Below are 19,430 nucleotides of genomic sequence, written 5' to 3'. Positions count from 1 at the left end.
CCATGGATTTCGGACTCTCCCCGAGGACCGACGAACTCCGCTCGCGCATGGCCGCGTTCATGGACGAGTACGTCTTCCCCGCCGAGCCCGTGTACGACCGGCAGTTGGCCCAGGCGGTAAATCCGCACGAACTGCCGCCGGTCATGCGCGAGTTGAAGGAGAAGGCGCGCGCCGAGGGGCTGTGGAACCTCTTCCTCGCGCACGGCGACTGGGGCGCGGGCCTGACGAACCTCGAGTACGCGCCGCTCGCCGAGCTGGCCGGGCGGTCCGTCATCGGCCCCGAGGTGTTCAACTGCTCGGCCCCCGACACCGGCAACATGGAACTGCTCTCCCTGTTCGGCACACCGGAGCAGCAGGAGCGCTGGCTGCGGCCGTTGCTCGCTGCCGAGATCCGGTCGTGCTTCGCGATGACCGAGCCGGAGGTCGCCAGTTCCGACGCACGCAACATCCGCACCCGGATCACCCGTGACGGCGACGAGTACGTCGTCAACGGCCACAAGTGGTACACCTCCGGGATCCTCGATCCGGACTGCCGGCTGATCATCCTCATGGGCGTGACCGACCCGGACGCGCCCACGTACCGGCAGCAGAGCATGCTGCTGATCCCGCGCGACACCCCCGGCATCACCGTCCTGCGCGATCTGCCGATGTTCGGCTACACCGACCGCTGCGGCCATGGCGATGTCCTCTTCGAGGACGTTCGGGTGCCCGTGTCGGGCCTGTTGGGCGATGAGGGAGAGGGATTCGCCCTGGCCCAGGGCCGGTTGGGACCCGGACGCATGCACTACGCCATGCGCGCCGTCGGATTCGCCGAGCGGGCACTGGAGTTGATGTGCCGCCGGACCCTGACCCGTACGGCCTTCGGCGGCGCCCTCGCCGAACAGGGTGTCGTCCGCGAGTGGATCGCCCGCAGCCGGATCGAGATCGAGCAACTGCGGCTGCTGGTCCTCAAGTCCGCCTGGTTGATGGACACATCTGGCAACGCGGCCGCCCGTACCGAGGTCGCCGCCATCAAGGTGGCCGCGCTGGAGGTCGCCCACCGGGTGGTCGACCGGGCGGTCCAGGCGCACGGGGCCGCGGGGGTCAGTGACGACACCGTACTGGCGCGGCTGTTCGCCATCACCCGGGCGCTGAAGATCGCGGACGGGCCCGACGAGGTGCATCTGCGGACCGTGGCGCGCCGTGAACTGACCAAGTACCGCGAGGAGTCGGCATGAGCGGATACGCACTGAACGGCCGTGTCGCCGTGATCACCGGCGGTTCCCGGGGCATCGGCCTGGGCATCGCCAAGGCGTACCGGGAGGCGGGGGCCCATGTGGTGATCGCCGCCCGCAAGCCGGACGGACTCGCCGTCGCACGCGAGGAGTTGCTCCGCGTCAAGGGCGACGGCGAGGTGCACGAGGTGGTCGCCAACGCCGGGGAGCCGGACGACGCCGAGCGCTGTGCCGAGGAGACCATGGCACGGCTCGGCCGCCTCGACATCCTGGTCAACAACGCGGCCACCAACCCGTACATGGGCGATCTGCTCGACCTCGACCTGCCGCGCGCGGAGAAGACCGTACGGGTCAACCAGTACGGCATGATCGCCTGGACCCGGTGCGCCTGGCGGGCGTGGATGGCGGACCACGGGGGAGCGGTCGTCAACATCGCCTCCGTCGGCGGGCTCATCGTCGACCCGCACATCGGCTGGTACAACGCCACGAAGGCGGCGATGCTGCACATGACACGGCAGCTCGCGTACGAACTCGGGCCGCGGGCGCGGGTGAACGCGATCGCGCCCGGTCTGATCAAGACCGAACTGGCGCGGGCCGTCTGGGAGCCGAGGGAGCCGATCCTCACCGCGAAGCTGCCGTTGCGCAGGCTGGGCACGGTGGAGGACGTGGCGAACGCCGCGGTGTTCCTCGCCTCCGAGGCGTCGGCGTGGATGACCGGCCAGGCGCTCGTCCTGGACGGTGGGGCGACCGTGCTGCCGATCGGGGTGGACGCATGACGACGGCCTCCCCGACGAACCGGGACGCGGACCTGTTCTCGCTGCACGGCCGGACAGCAGTCGTCACCGGGGCCTCCTCAGGTCTCGGCGCCCGGTTCGCGACCGTCCTGGCCGCCGCCGGCGCCACGGTGTTCGCCGCGGCCCGCAGACCCGACCGGCTGAAGGAACTGGCCGACGACGATCCGCGCATCCACCCCGTTGTCTGCGACGTCTCCCGGGAGCTGGACCGCGTGCGACTGGCCGAGACCGTGCTCGCGGCCGGCGGAGGCTTCGACATCCTCGTCAACAACGCGGGGGCGCCCGGAGCTGTACGGGCCCAGGACGAGAGCGCCGACGCCTTCGCGGACGTACTGGCCGTGAATCTGGTGGCCGCCTTCCACCTCGCCCGGCTGCTGGCGGAGTCGCCGTCCGCCGGTCGTCCGCGGTCCATCGTGAACGTCTCGTCCGTCCTCGGGCTGGTCTCCGGTGCCCCGATGGGCGGTGCCGCCTACGCCGCGTCGAAGGCCGGACTCGTCGGACTGACCCGCGAACTGGCCGGGCAGTGGGGGCAGTCGGGGATCCGCGTCAACGCCCTGGCCCCCGGCTGGTTCCGCACCGAGATGACCCACGAGTTGTTCGCGGACGAGCGGTCCCGGCGGTGGGTCGAGCGCGGCACGATGCTCGGCCGGGGCGGTGAACAGGGCGAACTGGACGGGGCGTTGCTGTATCTGGCCTCGGACGCGTCCTCGTACTGCACGGGGCAAGTGCTCACCGTTGACGGCGGATGGACGGCGCGATGAGGGTGACGGTCGAGGTCGACGGTGACGGGGTGGCGCGCGTCGAGATGTGCCGCGGGGACGGCAACGCGATCGACCTGGCGATGGCCCGGGCACTGCTGGACGCCGCGCGGGAGAGCGAGCGGGCGGGAGCACGGGCCGTGCTGCTCACCGGGCAGGGTCGGCACTTCTGTGTCGGAGGCGACCTGAAGGAGTTCGCGGCCCTCTCCGGTGAGCGGCTGGTCGCGCACCTCACCGAGGTCACCGACGCGCTGCACGGAGCGCTGCGGATCCTCGCCGGTCTCGACGCGCCCCTGGTGACGGCTGTGCAGGGAAGCGCGGCGGGGGCCGGGCTTGGGCTCGCCGCGGCGGCCGACCTGTGCTTCGCGGCCTCGGACGCCGGCTTCACGGCCGCGTACACCGGCATCGGGTACTCGCCGGACGCCGGGGTCAGCTGGTCGCTGCCCCGGCTCGTCGGACCGAGGCGTGCCATGGACCTGCTGCTGACCAACCGCCGCATCCCGGCCGCCGAGGCCCTGGACATGGGACTGGTGAGCAGGATCGTCGCGCCGGAGCGGCTGTACGAGGAGGCCGCCGAGGCCGCGAGCGCACTGGCGCGCGGGGCCACGGGAGCGTACGGGTCGACCCGGCGGCTGGTCGCCGGGGCACTGTCGGCGGGGTTCGGCGAACACCTCGACGCGGAGGCCCGCCAACTGGCCGCCGCCGCGGTCTCCGCCGAGGGGCGGGAAGGCGTGGCCGCGTTCCTCGCCAAGCGCCGGCCCGACTTCACGCACGCCCCGGTCCCGTGAGCGCCCGGGCCGGACCGGTCGCCCCTCTTTCGTTCGCAACCGGCCTTCCATTCGTAACCGACTTGAACTTGGGTCTACTCTCGGACACCCGAGCGGTGATCGGTGCCGGTCGTGGCGAGAAGAGGGAGAGACGATGGTGAGCGCGCGGATCGTGGATCCGGACGAGGGGCCCAGGTCCAAGCGGGCCGCGATTCTCGTGGCGGCCGTGGAGCGGTTCGGGGAGGACGGCTACGAGAACACGAAGTGGTCCGAGGTCGCCGACCGGGTGGGCATCGGGCAGACCGCCCTCTACCACTACTTCGAGTCCAAGGCCCACTGCCTGCTGACCATCATGCGCCTGGAGCTGCAGCGCTCCCACGACATGTTCGTCGAGGCCACGGCCGGGAAGTCGGAGCCGGTCGAGGAACTGCGCGCGGGTGTCCGTACCGCCTTCGCGGTCACCGAGCAGGAGATCCGCCAGATGCGCATCCTGCAGGCCAACATGTCCCTGCTCGCCACCCCGCGGAAGTCCAAGCGCGAGGAGACCGAGCGCGTCGCGGCCCGCCAACTGGTGCAGATGGTCGAGCGGGACTGGACGAACCTGCTGATGCGCGGCATGTCCAAGGGCGCCTTCCCGGTCCGGGACGCGCACACCCTTGGGCTCGCCGTCCTCGGAATGATCGTGAGCGTCTGGCGCTGGTACCGCCCGAGCGGAGCGATCCCGCTCCCGGAGATCAGCGACATGATCGAAGGATGCGTGGTGCGCATGGTCGCCGAGTAGTAGTCCCGGCTGCCGGCCACGTCCCGCCTCTTGCCGGGGGCGGGACGCCCGCCTTACATTCAAACTGAAGTGAACTCAGGTTGTTTTAGACACGGGAACGCTGACAGGAACGCTGAGGAGAACGATCAGCATGGTGCTTCGCGCATACATGGCCGCCATGGACGGCCAGGATCCCGACAAGGCCCTGGAACTCCTGGAGCCCGACTTCCGCTTCCTCATCGCGCTTCCCGGCGGACAGCGGACCGGGAAGTCCCGCGAGGACTTCGCCGGCTACATCGCAGGGCGCGCCGCGGTGGACCGTACCCACGAGATCGTGCGGTCCGCGGTCGACGGCGACGTCGAGACGGTGTACGGCTTCGTGGTCGAGAAGGGTGTGACGGCGGGCGCCTTCCTCTCCGCCGCGCAGATCTCGCCGGCCGGGCTGATGGCGCGCTACCAGTCCTTCTTCACCACCGACTTCGACCTGGTGGACCGGCCATGACCACACAGTCGCGCGCCTCCGGGGCCGCTGCTTCCCAGCCTGCCGCTCCGCAGCCCGGCGCCTCTTTCCTGACGACCTGGTTCGCGATCCTTGACAGCGAGGACGCCGACCGGATCATCGACCTGATCAGCGACGACTTCTCGTTCGCCATCCTGTTCTCCACCGGCGGCGACGGCGCGACCGACTTCCACGGCGGCCGGGCCGAGATGGAGGGCTACCTCGCCCAGCGCGAGGTGGGCGTCCGCACCCACCACGTGCTCTCCGCGAGCACCGTCGGCCTGGACGAGCTGTTCCTGGGCGAGGTACGGCGCCACGGTGAGCTGGAGGCGACCTTCGTGGCCTCCGCGCGCCTGACCGGCACGGGCCGGGTGCGACGGCTGCTCATCGGGCGCTCGCCCTCCGTGCTGTTCACCTGAGGAGTTCCGGCAAGCCCGAGAAGCCCGAGAACTGTGAGGAGCGACGATGTACAACCTCGTGCTGATGGCCGCCCGGCCGTCCGACTGGACCCATGAGCGGTTCATCGACTGGTGGCGCGGCGACCATGCCGAACTGACGCGCACCCTGCCCGGTCTCAGGTCCTGGCGACACACCGAGATCGACACGGCTCTCGAGCCGCGCTCCGAGGGCTGGGACGGCGTCTCCATCCTGGGCTTCGACACCGCGGATGACCTGCGCAAGGCCCTCGACAGCCCCGAATGGGCGGCGGCCGTCGCCCAGGTCGGCGACATGAAGGGCCGCCGGATCGCGGTCATGGGCGGCGAGAAGGACATGCTCGCGGGCTGAGCGGGCTGAGCGGGCTGAGCGGGCTGAGCGGGCTGAGCGGGCTGAGCGGGCCGAGTGGGCCGGGCGCGTCGGCGGGCGGGCCGGCCGGCGGGAACGGACATCACCACCTTTCGCGCGACGAGGCGAGGAAGCGGATGCGACAGACAGTACGAGCTTTTCAGGAGCGGGCCGAGAAGGCCGACTTCACGGCCGTCATCGACGACGCCGGACCGCACAGCGCGCGCGAACTCCTGGCGCGCGCGGCCGACCTGGCCGACACCATGACACCTGACGGAACACCCGGGGGCACGGTCCTCCTCCAGGCCGACAACACCTGGCGCACGGTGGCGGCGACCCTCGCCGTGGGGATGACCGGCGGTGTCCTGGCCCTGGTCAACCGGCATACGACCCGGGCGGAGTTCGCCGCCGCCCTGGAGGACATCCGCCCCGACGTCGTGATCGCCGAGCCGGCCGCCCTCCAGGAGTGGCACGGCCGGGAGGGTCTACCCGGCGCGTGGCAGACCGAGGCCCTGGACGGCTGGACGGTCCTCGCAGGCCGCGGCCCGCGCGACGTCTCCCGCTGGTCCGGGGGCGCCCTCATCGGCCTCACCTCCGGCTCGACCGGACGGCCCAAGGGCGTCGTCCAGTCCGAGAGCGCGCTGCGGTACGCGTGCTCCAGCACCGCCGACATCAACGGGCTGCGCGACGGTGACGCGGTGGCCGCCGTCGTCCCCCTCTCCTCCACCGCCGCGTACTGCTTCGGCGTATGCATGGCGCTCATGCTCGGCGGACCGCTCGTCCTGAGCGGACGATGGGACCGCGAGGAGGCACTGGCGCGGATGGCGGCCCACGACGTCCGGTGGACCATGTGCGTGCCGACCATGGCCCTCCAGATGGGCTCGGCGGCGGCAGGATCGCGTGTCCTCGAAGGGGTCCGCTCGATCACCGTCGGAGGCGGCCCCATGGACCGCGGCGCGCTCGCCCGTGCCGAACGCTCCCTCGGTACGAGGATCCTGCGGGTGTTCGGCATGTCCGAGTGCCTGGGACACACCTCGCCGCGACCCGAGGACCCAGAGGAGCTCCGCCTGGACCGCGACGGCCGGCCCTTCCCCGGCACCGAACTGCGTGCGGTCGCACCGGACGGAACGGTCCTGGGCCCCGGCCGGACGGGCCGGGCCGAGGTCCGCGGTCCCTCCCTCTTCCTCGGCTACGCCCGCGACGGCAAGGTCGAGCCGCCCACCCTCACCCCGGACGGCTTCTTCCCCACCGGGGACCTGCTCATGACCGGCGACGACGGCACGGTCACCATCATGGGCCGCGAGAAGGACGTCATCATCCGCGGCGGCCGCAACCTCGACATCACCGAGATCGAGCGCGCAGTCGCCGGGCACCCGTCGGTGGCCCGCGTCTGCGTGGCACCCGTACCGGACCCGCTGCTCGGCGAACGCGCCGCCGTCCTGGTCGTGCCCGAGGACGGCGGCGAGGCACTCGGCCTCGACGAGATCACCGCACACCTCGCCGGCACCGGCCTGTCCAAGGCCAAGTGGCCCGAATTCGCTTTCGCCGTGAGCGAGTTGCCGCAGACGACCGTCGGCAAGCTCGACCGGTCGGGAGCCCGAGAACTCGCACGCGAACTGCACGCACGGCTTTCCGCAGAGCCGGAACCGACGCCGACGCAGGAACCGACGTCGACGCAGGAACCGACGCCGAAGCCGGAGTCGGAGCAGGGACAGCCTCGTCAAGGAGATGCATGACCACCCCCACGACCCGTGTCACCCGCTTCGACCGCGGCAGGTGGGCCGAGGCAGGAGCCGAGACCGTACGTCCCGGCGTCCACCGCATCCCGCTGCCGCTGCCGGACGACGGACTGCGGGCCGTCAACGTCTACGCCCTCGAAGGGCTGACGGAAGGGGTGGTCCTGATCGACGGGGGATGGTCGATCCCCGAGTCCCGCAGGGCACTTGAGGACGCGCTGGGCGGGCTCGGTCACGACCTCGGCGCGATCAGCCACGTCCTGGTCACCCACATCCACCGTGACCACTACACCCAGGCCGTCGAACTGCGCAGACTGCTCGGCTCCCGGGTCTACCTGGGCTCCGGCGAGCGCCGCGGCCTGGAACTGCTCGGGGAACTGCGTACGGACCAGCCGGTCGGCTCACTTCGGACGCTTCACCGGGCCGGTGCCCACGAACTCGCCGAGCGCATCGCCGCGATGGACCACGGCGGCTTCGACCCGAGCGTGTGGGAGGCACCGGACCGCTGGCTGGAAAGCGAGGAACTCCGGTTCGGGGAAGCAAGGTTGACGGTCGTCCCCACTCCCGGCCACACCCGCGGACATGTCGTCTACCTCGACCGGGCCCGGGGCCTGCTGTTCTCCGGGGACCACGTGCTGCCGCACATCACGCCCTCCATCGGCTTCGAACTCGGCGGCGGCACACTGCCGTTGGGCGACTACCTCGCCTCGCTGCGGCTGATGACCACCCTCTCCGACGCCCGGCTGCTGCCCGCGCACGGCCCGGTCGGCGACAGCGTCCACGCACGCGTCGGCGAACTGCTGGCCCACCACGACGACCGGCTCACCGAGACGCTCACGGTTCTCGGCGACCGTACGCTCAACGCCCATGCCGTGGCGGGGGAGTTGGGCTGGACCCGGCGCAAGGTGGCCTTCGCCGACCTCACCCCGTTCAACCAGATGCTCGCCGTCAGCGAGACCGCGGCACACCTGGACGTCCTGGTGGCCGACGGCCGTGCGCGCCGCACGGAGGAGGACGGCGTCGACCTGTACGCCGTCGTCACCGCCACTGCCTAGCGGGCGGGCCCTCGCCGAACAGGCCGCGCCAGCACCCTGAGACATCACAGGATGTGCCCGTCCCCGTTGGATGCCAAGGTCGATGACCATGACCATCGAACGGAGGAACCGATGCTGACGTCACGGCTACTCAGGTCCCGAAGAGGCTCGGCGGCCGTCGCGGGGGCGGCCACCGTCCTGCTCGCCGGGGCCGGGCTGCTCGCGGCCACGCCCGCCCAGGCAGCGCCGCGTCCGTGCCCCGGCGCAGGCCCGGGTGACCCGGCCCGTTGCGCCCAGGTGACCGGCATCGACCCGGGCTCGGCCCTGGTGATGCGTACCGCACCCAACTACGGCGCGACGCCGGTGGCCCGTTGGGGCAACGGGCAGTGGCTGGAGGTCAACTGCTGGACCACCGGCGACCCGGACGCGGACGGCCACGGCTACCGCTACTGGATGAAGGTCTCCACGGGGAGCGCCAGCGGCTACGTCAACGACTGGTATCTCGACACCGGCGGCCCTGGCACCTGGAAGCCGCTGATCCACCAGTGCTGACCCCGCCGACCCCACGGAAGGACCCCTCATGAAGCAGTCGAACCAGGCGCACTCGTCGAACCAGGCGCACTCGTCGGACCAGGCGCAGTCGTCGGACCCGCGGACGCGGCCCAGGCGGCGTCTGCGTGCGCTCGCCGCCACCGGCGCCGTGCTGACCGCCGCGGCCTTGGCAGTGGTCGGCGGAGCCGGCCGGGCGGGCGCCGCCATCCACCAGTGCAGCATCTCGGGCGACCGGACCAACTGCGCGTACGTCACCGGCATCGACGCGGGCTCCCACCTGGCCGTACGCACCGGCCCGAGCTACGGGGCCGCGAAGTCGCCCGTCTTCGGGCAGTACCAAAACGGGGACCAACTGGGCCTCATCTGCTGGACCACCGGCGACCCGGACGCGGACGGCAACGGCTACCGCTACTGGATGCGGGTCGACAACGGAATCGGCGACGGTTACGTCAACGACTGGTACCTGGACACGGGTGGCCCGGGCACCTGGAAGTCCCAGATCCCGCAGTGCTGAGCCGGACCGTGCGACCCACCGTGGCCCGCTGCGGCGCGGTGGGCCGCACGGCCCGTACCCCGTATGACGGGACCGCCCGGTCAGGTCCCGGTCCCACTCATCGCGCCGTCCAGCCCCCGTCGACATACAGCTCCGAGCCGGTCATGAAGCTCGCGTCGTCGGAGGCGAGGAACGCGACGGTAGCCGCCACCTCCTCGGGTGTGCCGAGGCGGCCGAGCGGGGTGCCGTCGAGCATGGCGGCCAACCGGGGCGTGTCGCGCCACAGTTCACGGGAGCGGGGCGTCTCGATGAAGCCCGGATGCAGGGAGTTGACCCGTACGCCGCGCTTCGCCCAGTGCAGCGCGGCGTTCTTCGTCATCAGACGTACGGCCCCTTTGGCCGCGTGATACGAGAACTGGGCACCGAAGCCGCCGACCGTGCCGAAGATCGACGCGACGTTGACGATCGAGCCGCCGCCGGAGCGCTCGATGGCCGGGCCGCCGTGCTTCATGCCGAGCCAGACGCCGGTCTGGGTCACGCCGATGACCCGGTCCCAGGTCTCCTGGGTCTCCGTCTCCACCGTGCCCATCGCGGCGATGCCGGCGTTGTTGACCAGCACGGACAGACCGCCCAGCTCGGCGGTCGCGCGGGTGACGACCGCCTCCCAGGCCGACTCGTCGGTGACGTCCAGGGCCAGGCCCACGGCACCGCCCCCGACCTCCTCGGCGAGTTTCGCGCAGCGGTCCGCGTCGACATCGGTCACCACCACCGCGGCGCCCTCGGCCGCGAGCCGCCGTACGACCGCTTCGCCGATGCCTCCGGTCGCGCCGGTCACCAGCGACACCTTGCCGGCCAGTCTCGCTTCCATCGTGTCTCCCACGTGCTCAGCCCTTGACGCCGCGCCAGGCCAGCGCGCCGCCGTCGATCACATACGTGGAGCCCGTGATGAACGCCGCGTCGTCGGACGCCAGGAAGCTGGCGAGCCGGGCCACCTCCTCCGGCCGTCCGAGCCGGTCCACCAACTGCGGTGCGGTCAGCTCCCGTTCCATCGCGTCACGGTCCTCGGCCGCCGCGAAGAAGTCCTGCGCGAGCGGTGTGTCGATGACGCCGGGGCAGAAGCAGTTGCAGCGCACGGGGGCGAGATCGACGGCGGTGACCTTGGTCAGATGGATGACACCCGCCTTCGTGACGCCGTAGGCGGGGGCGTTGGGGAAGCCGGTGAGACCGGAGACGGACGCCGTGTTCACGATGGCCGGGCCGCGCCGGGAAGCGCGCAGGAACGGCGCCGCGTACTTGGTGGCGAGCCACGCGGACTTGAGGTTGACCTCGTAGACCGCGTCCCATACCTCCTCGGCGAGTGTGTCGACGCTCCGGCCGGGGTCGGCCGTGAACGTGGTCTCGATCACACCGGCGTTGTTGACCAGCACGTCCAGTCCGTCGAACCGCTCCGCCGAACGCGTCACCATCGCCTCGATGTCGCCGCGCACCCGCAGATCGCAGATGATCGCCTCCGCCTTCGCCCCCGCCGCGCGCACCAGCCCGGCCGTCTCGGCGGCGGTTTCCTCGTTCCGGTCGGCGACGGCGACCGCCGAGGCACCCTGGCGGGCGAACTCCACGGCGATCGCCCGTCCGATGCCCTGGCCCGCCCCGGTGACGAGGGCGGTCTTGCCGTCGAGAGAACCCAGCATGCCGTTCGCTCCCGTCCGTGAGCCGTGTGATCCAGATAACTGAACCAACTTCAGTTCGGTGTCGAGTCTAGGTCCGGGACGCGAGGGCGACAAGGCTCAGGTCAGGTCTTCGGCCGGGCCCGTCGCCGCCCGGTGGAGGGGCCGGACCCAGAGAGGCAGACGTATGGCCGCCGCGGTCCCCTCCGTGGCCGCGCAGACCAGTTCGCGCCGAGCGCCCGGTGCATAGGTTTCCGGCAACACCGGCGAAGTGCGAGGAGAAAGGAGGCGGGCTCATGGAGAAGACCCAGTACGACACCTGTGTCATCGGGGCGGGACCTGCCGGGCTGGCGGTCGCGAGGGCCCTGGCCGAGAGGAACCTGCCGTACACGCACCTGGAGCGGCACACCGGGCCCGGCGGTATCTGGGACATCGACAATCCCGGCAGTCCGATGTACGAGTCGGCCCACTTCATCTCCAGCAGGACGCTCTCGGGATTCGGCGGCTGGCCGATGCCCGACCACTTCGCGGACTATCCGCCGCACCGGCAGATCCTGTCGTACCTGCGGTCGTTCGCCGACGCCTACGGTCTGACGGACCGGATCGAGTTCGGCGTCGAGGTCGAGGGCGTAGAGAAGAACGCGGACGGGACCTGGACCGTCACCCGGGCCGACGGACGGCAGAGCGTGCACGGCGAGGTCGTGGTGTGCACGGGCGCACAGTGGCACCCCAACCTCCCCGAGCTGCCGGGGAACTTCACCGGCGAGGTCCGCCACACGGTCGGCTTCCGCAGCGCGGACGAACTGCGCGGGAAGCGGGTGCTGGTCGTGGGCGCGGGGAACTCCGGCTGCGACATCGCCTGCGACGCGGCGCGCAGCGCGGACCACGCGGTGATCAGTATGCGGCGCGGGTACTGGTTCATCCCGAAGCACCTGTTCGGGCGGCCGGTGGACACCATCGCGGCCGGTGGGCCGAAGCTGCCGATGTGGCTGGAACAGGTGATCTTCGGCAGCCTCCTGCGGGTCATCAATGGAGATCCGAGGCGTCTGGGCCTGCAGAAGCCGGACCACAGGCTGTTCGAGACGCACCCCGCGGTCAACTCGATGCTGATGCACCACCTCCAGCACGGGGACATCACCGCAAAACCGGGGATCGCCCGCGCCGAGGGCAGCACCGTGTACTTCACCGACGGCACGAGCGACGACTTCGACCTCGTCCTGATGGCCACCGGCTATCTGCACAAGGTGCCGGTCGCGCAGAAGTACTTCGGCGACGAGCAGCACCCCGACCTGTACCTGTCGTCGTTCTCCCGCGAGCACCGGGGGCTGTTCGGCGTCGGCTTCATCGAGACCAACTCAGGCGCGTACCAACTCTTCGACGCCCAGGCGCAGTTGATCGCCGGGTACGTCCACGACTCGCGGCACGGGCTGCCGAACGCGGAGCGCTTCGCGCAGATGATCCGCAACGACCGACCGGATCTGACCGGGGGCCTGAAGTTCGTCGACTCGCCCCGTCACACCGGCTACGTCGACAGCGCGACCATCGTGAAGCACCTCGGCAGGATCGCGGCCCGGATGGGCTGGCGCACCGAGGGGCAGCCGCCTCCGGTGAGGTCCCCGCGGCGCGCGGAGGTGGTGTCGTGAGCGGCTTCGACTTCACTGACAAGGTCATGCTCGTGACCGGCGGTGCGGGCGGCATAGGCAGCGCGATGTGCCGCCGTTTCGCCTCCGGCGGTGCCCGCTGCGTGGTCGTCGACATCGACGCGGCCCGCGCCGAGAAGACCGCCGACGAACTGCCCGGCACCGGGCACTTGGGCATCGGCTGCGACGTCCTCGACCGCGCCCAGGTGGAGCGTCTCTTCGACCTGGTCGCCGACACGTACGGCCGGCTCGACGTCCTCGTCAACAACGTGGGCATGACCAGCGCTGAACGCTTCGACGTCCGCAGCGTCGAGAGCATCGAACGGGAGATCACGCTCAACCTGATCTCCCCGCTGATCGCGACCAGGATCGCGATCCCCCTGCTCCAGGCCTCCCGGGACGCCCGGGTGGTCACCACCGTCTCCCTCGGCGGGATCTTCCCGCTGGGCGAGACCCCCATCTACACGGCCTCGAAGTTCGGACTGCGGGGCGCGATGCTCTCCATCGGGCTCGACCTGAGGAGCAAGGGCATCCTCGCCGGGTCGGTGCTCCCGTCGGCCACCGACACCCGGATGCTGCGCCAGGAGGCCGTGGACGGCGGCAACTCCATGCAGTTCCAGGACCGGCCGCAGCAGCCCGCCGACGTCGTGGCGGCCGTGGTCAGCCTGCTGGACAGGCCCCGCCTGGAGGCCTACGCCCGGCCAGGTGAGTCGTGGCTCGTCCGGTTCGCGATGCTCGCGCCGAACCTGCTGCCGAAGGTCCTCCCGCTCTTCCGCAGGAGAGGCGATCGCGGGATGGCCCGCTATCTGGAGGACCTGCGCAGCAGGGGGCTGGCGTGCCGGGTCGACGACCGATGGGAACTGGTGGAGGAGGCATGACCACAGTGGAGAGCCGGTCCGTACTGCGCGTTCCCAACCCCACGACGGGGGAGCTGAACGCCACGCTCCCCGCCGCGACGGCCGAGGACGTCGCCAAGGCCGCGGAGCAGGCCCGACAGGTCTTCGATTCGGGAGTCTGGTCGCGGTTGCCGGTCCGCGAGCGGAGCGCGGTGCTGCTGCGGCTGGCCGGTCTGATGGAACGCGACGCCGAACTGCTGGCCCGGCTGGACAGCGAGGACGCGGGCAAGCCGATCTCCGAGTGCCGGACGGGTGACGTACCCGGCGCGATCGAGTCGATCCGCTGGTTCGCCGAAGCGGCCGACAAGGTCTTCGGCCGCGTGGCCCCGACCGGGTCCGACAGCCTCGGCCTGACGATCCGGGAGCCCATCGGGGTGGTCGCGGCGATCCTGCCGTGGAACTACCCGCTGGCCATGACCGCGTGGAAGGTCGGGCCCGCGCTGGCCGCGGGAAACAGCCTCCTGGTCAAGCCCGCCGAGGCGACACCGCGTTCGGCACTCCACCTGGCCGGTCTCGCCGCCGAGGCCGGCCTCCCGGACGGCGTCCTCACGGTCCTGCCCGGATACGGCCCGGTCACCGGGACCGCCCTGGCCCGCAGCCCTCTCGTCGGAGCGCTGTCCTTCACCGGGTCCACCGCCACCGGGCGGCGGATCCTCAAGGACGCGGCCGAGACCAACTTCAAGCGCGTCTCGCTGGAGATGGGCGGCAAGAGCCCCCAGGTGCTGATGGCCGACGCCCTCGCCTACGGGGACGACCTCATCGACGGCATGATCGAGGCCGCGTTCCTGACGATGGGCCAGAACTGCACGGCGGGCTCCCGCATCCTGGTCCATCGGAGCATCGCCGACGACGTCCTGGCCCGGTTCACCGTCGCCGCGAGGGAGCTGGTCATCGGCGACCCGGCCGACCCACGAACGCACATCGGCCCGCTCATCGACCGCGCCGCTTTCGACAGGGTCGCGGGAGCCGTGGAGGCCGCCCGCGCCGACGGAGCCCACATCCACACCGCCGGCCTGCCCGACGGTCTGCCGCCGCGCGGCGCCTACTACCCGCCGACCGTCGTCACCCACGCCCCCGAAGACAGCGACGTCCTCACCAAGGAGCTGTTCGGGCCGGTCGTGACGCTGCAGACCTTCGCCTCGGAGACCGAGGCGATCGCCCTGGCCAACGCCACCGCGTACGGTCTCGCGGCCTCCGTGTGGACCCGAGACCTCGACGCCGCCCTCCGCCTGGCCCGCGGCATCCAGGCCGGGGTCGTCTCGGTCAACTCCTACAGCGAAGGCGACATCACGACCCCCTTCGGCGGGTGGAAGGAGTCCGGCTTCGGCGGCGCGGAGAAGTCCACGAACGCCTTCGAACAGTGGACCCGGGTGAAGACCATCTGGATCCGGAGCCGCTGACCGACCCGCCGAGCACGGGGGCGTACGGGGCGTCCGTGGCGCCCCCTTCCGGCGTCAGCCCAGGGCCGGCCCCTCGGCGCCCAGCATTTCCTCCCGAAGCCGCCGCGAGGAGGTGCCGTGCCAGCGGCGCACCGCCCGGCGCAGGGTCCGCTCGTCGGAGAAACCGGCCTGATGGGCGATGTCACGCAGGGTCGGTTCCGGGCGCCGCAGCAACTGCTCGACGCGCTCCCTGCGTACTCCGTCGACGAGAGCCTCGTACGTGGTGCCGCAGTCGGCCAGCCGGCGCCGGAGCGTGCGCTCGCTGGCCGCGTGCCGACGTGCCTGCTCGGCGAAAGACGGCACCACCGGGAGGCTCTGCGCGATGGAGATCTCCATGACCTCCAGCAGCTCCTGGTGGTGCCGACGCGAGGCCATCTGCTCGTCGAGCGTCTCCAACGCCGACGCGAACGTCACCGGATCCCGGCCCGGCATCGGCGCCCTGGCCCACACGGGTTCGATGACGACACGGCTGACCGGGACCCCGAAGCGGACCGGACAGCCGAAGAAGGGACCGTACGGGTCGCTGTGGGCCGGTGCGGGGAAGGCGAACTCCACGACGCGCGGGCCGAATTCCGGGCCGACGGTCAACCGGGCCAGCGTGACCGCGGAGGTCAGCGCCTCCTCGACCAGGAAGACGGCGACACCCGGATCCATGGCGGGATCGGGCAGGTCGGCCCGGATGGCGAAACCGCCGTCCTCCTCGCCGGCCGACCACACCACCATCGCGCCGGACAGGTTCTGGTACGTCACCCCGGTCTCGGCGGCCTGCCGCAGGTTCTCCGCGGCCATGAGCGCGAAGCCGAGCAGCCCCCAGGCGGTCAGGTGCTGCGCCGCGCCCACCTTCATGCCCAGGTGCTCGTCACCGGTGAGTTCCAGGGCCCGCCGGATCACCGCGCTGCCCTGACGGTAGGAGACCCTGAGGGCCGCCGAACGCATCAGGGCCTCGCTCAGGCCGACCTGCTCCAGATGCGGCCGCAGGTCGACACCGCGCTCGAACGCGACCGAGGTGAGATAGCGCAGGATGTTCGGCTGGATCGTGGCCGATGTGCTGCGACTGGTTCCCGCGGGGACCGGCGGGACGTCCTCGACGTGCATCGCGCTCACCTCTTGCCTGGGCAGACCCACCTCTTGCCTGGGCGCACCACTGTAGGCCGCGGGACCCCAGCGGCAGGAGGTCTGGCCGGTGAAGTCCCCTGTCCGGCCGCCGGCGCCCCTCGCGCCTGGTCCCTGGCGCCCAGCACGCCCGGCTCAGCACGCCCGGCTCAGGCCGGTTGCCTGATGCTCTCGATGATCCGGGCGAAGCCCTCCTCTCCGTGGCCGGCGTCGATCTGGCGCCGGACGAGCCGCTGGACCATGTCGACCACCTCGGTGCTGATGCCCTGGTCCGCACTGGCGGCCACGAGGTCACCGAGGTCCGAGAACGCGAGGCTCTGCTGCCCCGCCACCGTGTAGTCCCCGCCGTCGATGACCGCGGCGAACCCCTGGAGGCCGCCGGTCATGGCTGTCAGCCAAGGCGCGGCGAGCGCGGCGAACTCGCCCGCCGTCACACCGGCCGGGGCGACCATTGCGGCGCCGTGCAGGAATCCGGCGAACATGACGTACATGCCGGCCAGCAGGGCGAGGTCGTACAGGGACGCCAGCCCGGCATCCTCACCGAAGTAGGTACTGGTGCCCCACAGTTCGAGCAGCGGCTTGTACTCGTCGAAGACCTCGGCCGATCCGCTGTAGAGGATCGACGACCCGGGCCGGCCGATCATGTCCGGCACGGCCATGATTCCGCCGTCCAGATACGCGACCCCTGCCTGGGCGGCCCAGCCCGCGAACTCCCGTGACTGCGCCGGGGACGTCGTGGTCACGTTGACCAGGGTTCGTCCGGCCAGCTCGTCGGAGAGCGGGTCGAGCACCTCGTGGACCGACGCGTGGTCCAACAGACACACGACTACCAGTCGGCCCGCGCGGACCGCGTCCCGGGCCGTGGCGGCCACCTCCGCGCCCTGCGCGACGAGTTCGTCGGCCTTCCCTGGAGAGCGGTTCCAGCAGGTGGTCGCGTATCCGGCCTTCACCAGGGCGCCCGCGAGGGCGGTCCCCATCGCACCCAGCCCGAGAACACTCACCTGGACACTATTGTCGGTCGTCATTTCCGGCGTTTCCCCTCGTGTTTGCGGTTCGGTTCGATCCTCTCCGCGGCCGGTAGGGTTGACCAGTACGGACTATTTAGTCGGGTACTCACCTGTTGGTAAGTACCCCTGGGGTCTTGGGTTCTGGGTTTTGGGGGACGGATGGCGACTCAGGCACGGCGTGGTCCCTATTTCTGCGGCATCGACGCGGCCATGGACGTGGTGGCCGGCAAGTGGAAGTCGCTGATCCTGTGGGAGCTGGACCACTACGGGGTCCGCCGGTTCGCCGAGTTGCGCCGCGGACTGCCGGGCGTCAGCGAGAAGATGCTGATCCAGCATCTGCGGGAGATGGAAGAAGACGGGCTCGTCCATCGTGAGGTGTACCGAGAGGTGCCGCCGAAGGTCGAGTACTCCCTGACGGAGCACGGCGTCTCGCTCAACGCGGCCCTGGCCTCCCTCGGGGCGTGGGGCACCGAACGCATCCGGCGGATCGGCGCCGAGAAGGTCTCCGCCGGTGTCGCGGAGACCTCTCAGAGCTAGACACCTGGGCTTCCGGGCAGGATCAACTGCCTTCCGGCAGGGCGCGGTTGAGGATCGCGTCCAGGTCGGCGGAGGCGGGGAGCGTGCCGAAGGCGTGTCCCCAGTCGCCGCCGAGGCGGGTCGCGCAGAAGGCGTCGGCGACGGCGGCCGGGGCGTGACGGACCAGGAGCGAGCCCTGCAGGACCAGCGCCATCAGCTCCACCAGCCGGCGGGCGCCCGTCTCGGCTCCCTCCACGTCGGACAGCTGGTCCCCGAGCCGGAGCACGGCGGCGTCGAGCCGGGCGTCGGCCCCGTGCGCCAGGGCGAGTTCGGCGAACAGGGCCTCGGCGGTGTCGGGCGCCCGGCCGAGGGCACGCAGCACATCGAGCGCGTTGACGTTGCCCGACCCCTCCCAGATGGAGAGCAGGGGCGCCTCGCGGTAGTGGCGGGGCATGCCCGACTCCTCCACGTAGCCGTTGCCGCCGAGGCACTCCAGTGCCTCGGCGGTGAAGGCCGGGCCTCGCTTGGTCACCCAGTACTTGCCGACGGCGGTGGCGATCCTGCGGAACGCCGACTCCTGCGCGTCGCCGCGGATCGCGCGGTCGGCGGCACCCGCGAGCCGCAGGGTGAGCGTCGTGGCGGCCTCGGACTCCAGTGCCAGGTCGGCCAGTACGTTGCGCATGAGGGGCTGGTCGATCAGGAGCGCTCCGAAGGCGCCGCGGTGCTTCGTGTGGTGGCCCGCCTCGACGAGGGTCTTGCGCATGAGCGTCGCGCTCATCATCACGCAGTCCAGACGCGTGCAGTTGACCATCTCGATGATCGTCTTCACGCCCTGCCCCTCGGGGCCGACCAGCCAGGCGACGGTGTTGTCGAACTCCGGCTCGGAGGAGGCGTTGGAACGGTTGCCGAGCTTGTCCTTCAGCCGCTGGATACGGAACGTGTTGCGGGTGCCGTCCGGCAGGATCCGCGGCACGAGAAAGCAGGACAGGCCGCCGGGCGCCTGGGCGAGGACCAGGAACACATCGCACATCGGCGCCGAGGTGAACCACTTGTGGCCGCGCAGCGTGAACACGCCCGGCTCGGCCGTCGGCGCGGCCACCGTCGTGTTGGTACGGACGTCCGAGCCGCCCTGCTTCTCCGTCATCCCCATGCCCGCCAGCAGCCCGCGCTTCTCGCCCGGGACGCGCAGGCCCGGATCGTAGACCCGGCTGACCATCAGAGGTTCGTAGACAGCGGCCAGCTCGGGCTGCCGCCGCAGAGCGGGTACGGCCGCGTACGTCATCGAGGTGGGGCAGCCGTGTCCGGCCTCGGTGTGGCCCCACACCAGGCCGCCGGCGGTACGGGCGACATGGGCACCGGACCTGTCGTCCGCCCAGGGCGAGGCGCCCAGGCCCTCGGCCACCGCCACTCCCATCAGCCGGTGCCAGCTCGGGTGGAACTCGACCTCGTCGATCCGGTTGCCGTAGCGGTCGTGCGTACGCAGCTCCGGCTCGTGGCGGTTGGCCTGCTCGCCCCACAGCTGGGCCTCTTCACCGCCGGCCACACGACCCAGACGCCGTACGTCGTCCTCGGCCCAGTCGGCGCCCTCGCGGCGCACTCCCTCCAGCAGGGCCGCGTCTTCGGAGGCGTCGTACGGCGTCAGGGGCGGAGCCTGGTTGGTGACGTCGTGCGTGGCGGACTGCTCGGGCGCGAGTATCGGGACCATACAGCCAGTGTTGCACTATCTCTGCGACCGCATCAAGGATGTAACACGCTGCTTCTGGGT

General features: G+C 71.1%; 21 protein-coding genes. 16 read left to right on the top strand and 5 right to left on the bottom strand.

The window, feature by feature from the left end; translation table 11 throughout:
- Positions 1-2 precede the first annotated feature (2 nt).
- The 12 genes from QF035_RS06130 (at position 3) to QF035_RS06075 (ending at position 9,411) form a co-directional block, all read left to right on the top strand.
- Positions 3-1,217 (top strand): acyl-CoA dehydrogenase family protein, encoded by a 1,215-nt coding sequence (locus tag QF035_RS06130; protein WP_307518799.1) that lies wholly within the window; start codon positions 3-5, stop codon positions 1,215-1,217.
- Positions 1,214-1,990, top strand: coding sequence for an SDR family oxidoreductase (locus tag QF035_RS06125; RefSeq protein WP_307518798.1), 777 nt, complete (start codon positions 1,214-1,216; stop codon positions 1,988-1,990). The genes QF035_RS06130 and QF035_RS06125 overlap by 4 nt, the downstream gene beginning before the upstream one ends.
- Entirely contained in the window at positions 1,987-2,769 is a 783-nt protein-coding gene (locus tag QF035_RS06120) for an SDR family NAD(P)-dependent oxidoreductase (protein WP_307518797.1), read from the top strand. Before QF035_RS06125 ends, QF035_RS06120 begins: the two co-directional genes overlap by 4 nt.
- On the top strand, positions 2,766-3,554 hold the full coding sequence (locus QF035_RS06115) for an enoyl-CoA hydratase/isomerase family protein (protein WP_307518796.1): 789 nt from the start codon (positions 2,766-2,768) through the stop codon (positions 3,552-3,554). Before QF035_RS06120 ends, QF035_RS06115 begins: the two co-directional genes overlap by 4 nt.
- Positions 3,555-3,687: 133 nt before the next feature.
- Complete coding sequence (locus QF035_RS06110) at positions 3,688-4,314, top strand: TetR/AcrR family transcriptional regulator (protein ID WP_143641214.1); 627 nt, start codon at positions 3,688-3,690, stop codon at positions 4,312-4,314.
- Positions 4,315-4,444: 130 nt separating this feature from the next.
- Entirely contained in the window at positions 4,445-4,795 is a 351-nt protein-coding gene (locus QF035_RS06105; protein ID WP_307518794.1) for a nuclear transport factor 2 family protein, read from the top strand.
- Positions 4,792-5,211: a hypothetical protein gene (locus QF035_RS06100; protein ID WP_307518793.1), complete on the top strand. Its 420-nt coding sequence runs from the start codon at positions 4,792-4,794 to the stop codon at positions 5,209-5,211. The genes QF035_RS06105 and QF035_RS06100 overlap by 4 nt, the downstream gene beginning before the upstream one ends.
- 46 nt (positions 5,212-5,257) lie before the next feature.
- Positions 5,258-5,578, top strand: coding sequence for an EthD family reductase (locus QF035_RS06095; protein ID WP_307518792.1), 321 nt, complete (start codon positions 5,258-5,260; stop codon positions 5,576-5,578).
- 134 nt (positions 5,579-5,712) lie between these two features.
- On the top strand, positions 5,713-7,311 hold the full coding sequence (locus QF035_RS06090) for a class I adenylate-forming enzyme family protein (protein ID WP_307518790.1): 1,599 nt from the start codon (positions 5,713-5,715) through the stop codon (positions 7,309-7,311).
- Positions 7,308-8,366: an MBL fold metallo-hydrolase gene (locus QF035_RS06085; RefSeq protein WP_307518789.1), complete on the top strand. Its 1,059-nt coding sequence runs from the start codon at positions 7,308-7,310 to the stop codon at positions 8,364-8,366. The genes QF035_RS06090 and QF035_RS06085 overlap by 4 nt, the downstream gene beginning before the upstream one ends.
- A gap of 111 nt (positions 8,367-8,477) precedes the next feature.
- Positions 8,478-8,897, top strand: coding sequence for a hypothetical protein (locus QF035_RS06080; RefSeq protein WP_307518788.1), 420 nt, complete (start codon positions 8,478-8,480; stop codon positions 8,895-8,897).
- A 28-nt stretch (positions 8,898-8,925) separates the two neighbouring features.
- Complete coding sequence (locus tag QF035_RS06075; RefSeq protein ID WP_307518787.1) at positions 8,926-9,411, top strand: hypothetical protein; 486 nt, start codon at positions 8,926-8,928, stop codon at positions 9,409-9,411.
- Between the two features lie 97 nt (positions 9,412-9,508).
- Here QF035_RS06075 and QF035_RS06070 read toward each other — a convergent pair whose 3' ends face one another.
- The gene (locus QF035_RS06070; protein ID WP_307518785.1) at positions 9,509-10,258 is read right to left on the bottom strand and encodes an SDR family NAD(P)-dependent oxidoreductase; all 750 of its coding nucleotides are present in this window, start codon (positions 10,256-10,258) and stop codon (positions 9,509-9,511) included.
- A gap of 16 nt (positions 10,259-10,274) precedes the next feature.
- Positions 10,275-11,078, bottom strand: coding sequence for an SDR family NAD(P)-dependent oxidoreductase (locus QF035_RS06065; RefSeq protein ID WP_307518783.1), 804 nt, complete (start codon positions 11,076-11,078; stop codon positions 10,275-10,277).
- 272 nt (positions 11,079-11,350) lie between these two features.
- On the opposite strand from QF035_RS06065, the gene QF035_RS06060 reads away from it, so the two are divergent.
- Genes QF035_RS06060 through QF035_RS06050 form a run of 3 tightly spaced genes read left to right on the top strand, consistent with a single transcriptional unit; the run spans position 11,351 to position 14,990 of the window.
- Positions 11,351-12,697, top strand: coding sequence for a flavin-containing monooxygenase (locus QF035_RS06060; RefSeq protein WP_307518781.1), 1,347 nt, complete (start codon positions 11,351-11,353; stop codon positions 12,695-12,697).
- Positions 12,694-13,572 carry an SDR family NAD(P)-dependent oxidoreductase gene (locus QF035_RS06055; RefSeq protein WP_307518780.1) on the top strand — a complete coding sequence of 293 codons (879 nt, stop codon included), beginning with the start codon at positions 12,694-12,696 and terminating at the stop codon, positions 13,570-13,572. The genes QF035_RS06060 and QF035_RS06055 overlap by 4 nt, the downstream gene beginning before the upstream one ends.
- Complete coding sequence (locus tag QF035_RS06050) at positions 13,548-14,990, top strand: aldehyde dehydrogenase family protein (RefSeq protein WP_373466605.1); 1,443 nt, start codon at positions 13,548-13,550, stop codon at positions 14,988-14,990. The genes QF035_RS06055 and QF035_RS06050 overlap by 25 nt, the downstream gene beginning before the upstream one ends.
- Before the next feature lie 54 nt (positions 14,991-15,044).
- Here QF035_RS06050 and QF035_RS06045 read toward each other — a convergent pair whose 3' ends face one another.
- A complete protein-coding gene (locus QF035_RS06045) occupies positions 15,045-16,124 on the bottom strand; it encodes an AraC family transcriptional regulator (RefSeq protein ID WP_307518777.1) in 1,080 nt (359 codons plus the stop codon).
- Between the two features lie 167 nt (positions 16,125-16,291).
- A complete protein-coding gene (locus tag QF035_RS06040; protein ID WP_307518776.1) occupies positions 16,292-17,167 on the bottom strand; it encodes an NAD(P)-dependent oxidoreductase in 876 nt (291 codons plus the stop codon).
- A 141-nt stretch (positions 17,168-17,308) separates the two neighbouring features.
- Here QF035_RS06040 and QF035_RS06035 point away from each other — a divergent pair, with 141 nt between their 5' ends.
- On the top strand, positions 17,309-17,686 hold the full coding sequence (locus QF035_RS06035; protein ID WP_307518775.1) for a winged helix-turn-helix transcriptional regulator: 378 nt from the start codon (positions 17,309-17,311) through the stop codon (positions 17,684-17,686).
- A gap of 22 nt (positions 17,687-17,708) precedes the next feature.
- Here QF035_RS06035 and QF035_RS06030 read toward each other — a convergent pair whose 3' ends face one another.
- Positions 17,709-19,370, bottom strand: a complete 1,662-nt coding sequence (locus tag QF035_RS06030; RefSeq protein ID WP_307518773.1) for an acyl-CoA dehydrogenase family protein — start codon at positions 19,368-19,370, stop codon at positions 17,709-17,711.
- Positions 19,371-19,430: the final 60 nt, after the last annotated feature.

Origin of the sequence: Streptomyces umbrinus, from assembly GCF_030817415.1 — a bacterium.
GTDB lineage: Bacteria > Actinomycetota > Actinomycetes > Streptomycetales > Streptomycetaceae > Streptomyces > Streptomyces umbrinus_A.
The sequence above is the reverse complement of the archived record's forward strand: the minus strand, read 5'-3'. Positions and strand labels throughout refer to the sequence as shown.

Bases quoted from the DNA above. Each gene is read 5' to 3' on its own strand.
- QF035_RS06130 (WP_307518799.1), top strand. From the start codon at position 3: ATGGATTTCGGACTCTCCCCGAGGACCGACGAACTCCGCTCGCGCATG.
- QF035_RS06125 (WP_307518798.1), top strand. From the start codon at position 1,214: ATGAGCGGATACGCACTGAACGGCCGTGTCGCCGTGATCACCGGCGGT.
- QF035_RS06120 (WP_307518797.1), top strand. From the start codon at position 1,987: ATGACGACGGCCTCCCCGACGAACCGGGACGCGGACCTGTTCTCGCTG.
- QF035_RS06115 (WP_307518796.1), top strand. From the start codon at position 2,766: ATGAGGGTGACGGTCGAGGTCGACGGTGACGGGGTGGCGCGCGTCGAG.
- QF035_RS06110 (WP_143641214.1), top strand. From the start codon at position 3,688: ATGGTGAGCGCGCGGATCGTGGATCCGGACGAGGGGCCCAGGTCCAAG.
- QF035_RS06105 (WP_307518794.1), top strand. From the start codon at position 4,445: ATGGTGCTTCGCGCATACATGGCCGCCATGGACGGCCAGGATCCCGAC.
- QF035_RS06100 (WP_307518793.1), top strand. From the start codon at position 4,792: ATGACCACACAGTCGCGCGCCTCCGGGGCCGCTGCTTCCCAGCCTGCC.
- QF035_RS06095 (WP_307518792.1), top strand. From the start codon at position 5,258: ATGTACAACCTCGTGCTGATGGCCGCCCGGCCGTCCGACTGGACCCAT.
- QF035_RS06090 (WP_307518790.1), top strand. From the start codon at position 5,713: ATGCGACAGACAGTACGAGCTTTTCAGGAGCGGGCCGAGAAGGCCGAC.
- QF035_RS06085 (WP_307518789.1), top strand. From the start codon at position 7,308: ATGACCACCCCCACGACCCGTGTCACCCGCTTCGACCGCGGCAGGTGG.
- QF035_RS06080 (WP_307518788.1), top strand. From the start codon at position 8,478: ATGCTGACGTCACGGCTACTCAGGTCCCGAAGAGGCTCGGCGGCCGTC.
- QF035_RS06075 (WP_307518787.1), top strand. From the start codon at position 8,926: ATGAAGCAGTCGAACCAGGCGCACTCGTCGAACCAGGCGCACTCGTCG.
- QF035_RS06070 (WP_307518785.1), bottom strand. From the start codon at position 10,258: ATGGAAGCGAGACTGGCCGGCAAGGTGTCGCTGGTGACCGGCGCGACC.
- QF035_RS06065 (WP_307518783.1), bottom strand. From the start codon at position 11,078: ATGCTGGGTTCTCTCGACGGCAAGACCGCCCTCGTCACCGGGGCGGGC.
- QF035_RS06060 (WP_307518781.1), top strand. From the start codon at position 11,351: ATGGAGAAGACCCAGTACGACACCTGTGTCATCGGGGCGGGACCTGCC.
- QF035_RS06050 (WP_373466605.1), top strand. From the start codon at position 13,548: ATGGGAACTGGTGGAGGAGGCATGACCACAGTGGAGAGCCGGTCCGTA.
- QF035_RS06045 (WP_307518777.1), bottom strand. From the start codon at position 16,124: ATGCACGTCGAGGACGTCCCGCCGGTCCCCGCGGGAACCAGTCGCAGC.
- QF035_RS06040 (WP_307518776.1), bottom strand. From the start codon at position 17,167: ATGACGACCGACAATAGTGTCCAGGTGAGTGTTCTCGGGCTGGGTGCG.
- QF035_RS06035 (WP_307518775.1), top strand. From the start codon at position 17,309: ATGGCGACTCAGGCACGGCGTGGTCCCTATTTCTGCGGCATCGACGCG.
- QF035_RS06030 (WP_307518773.1), bottom strand. From the start codon at position 19,370: ATGGTCCCGATACTCGCGCCCGAGCAGTCCGCCACGCACGACGTCACC.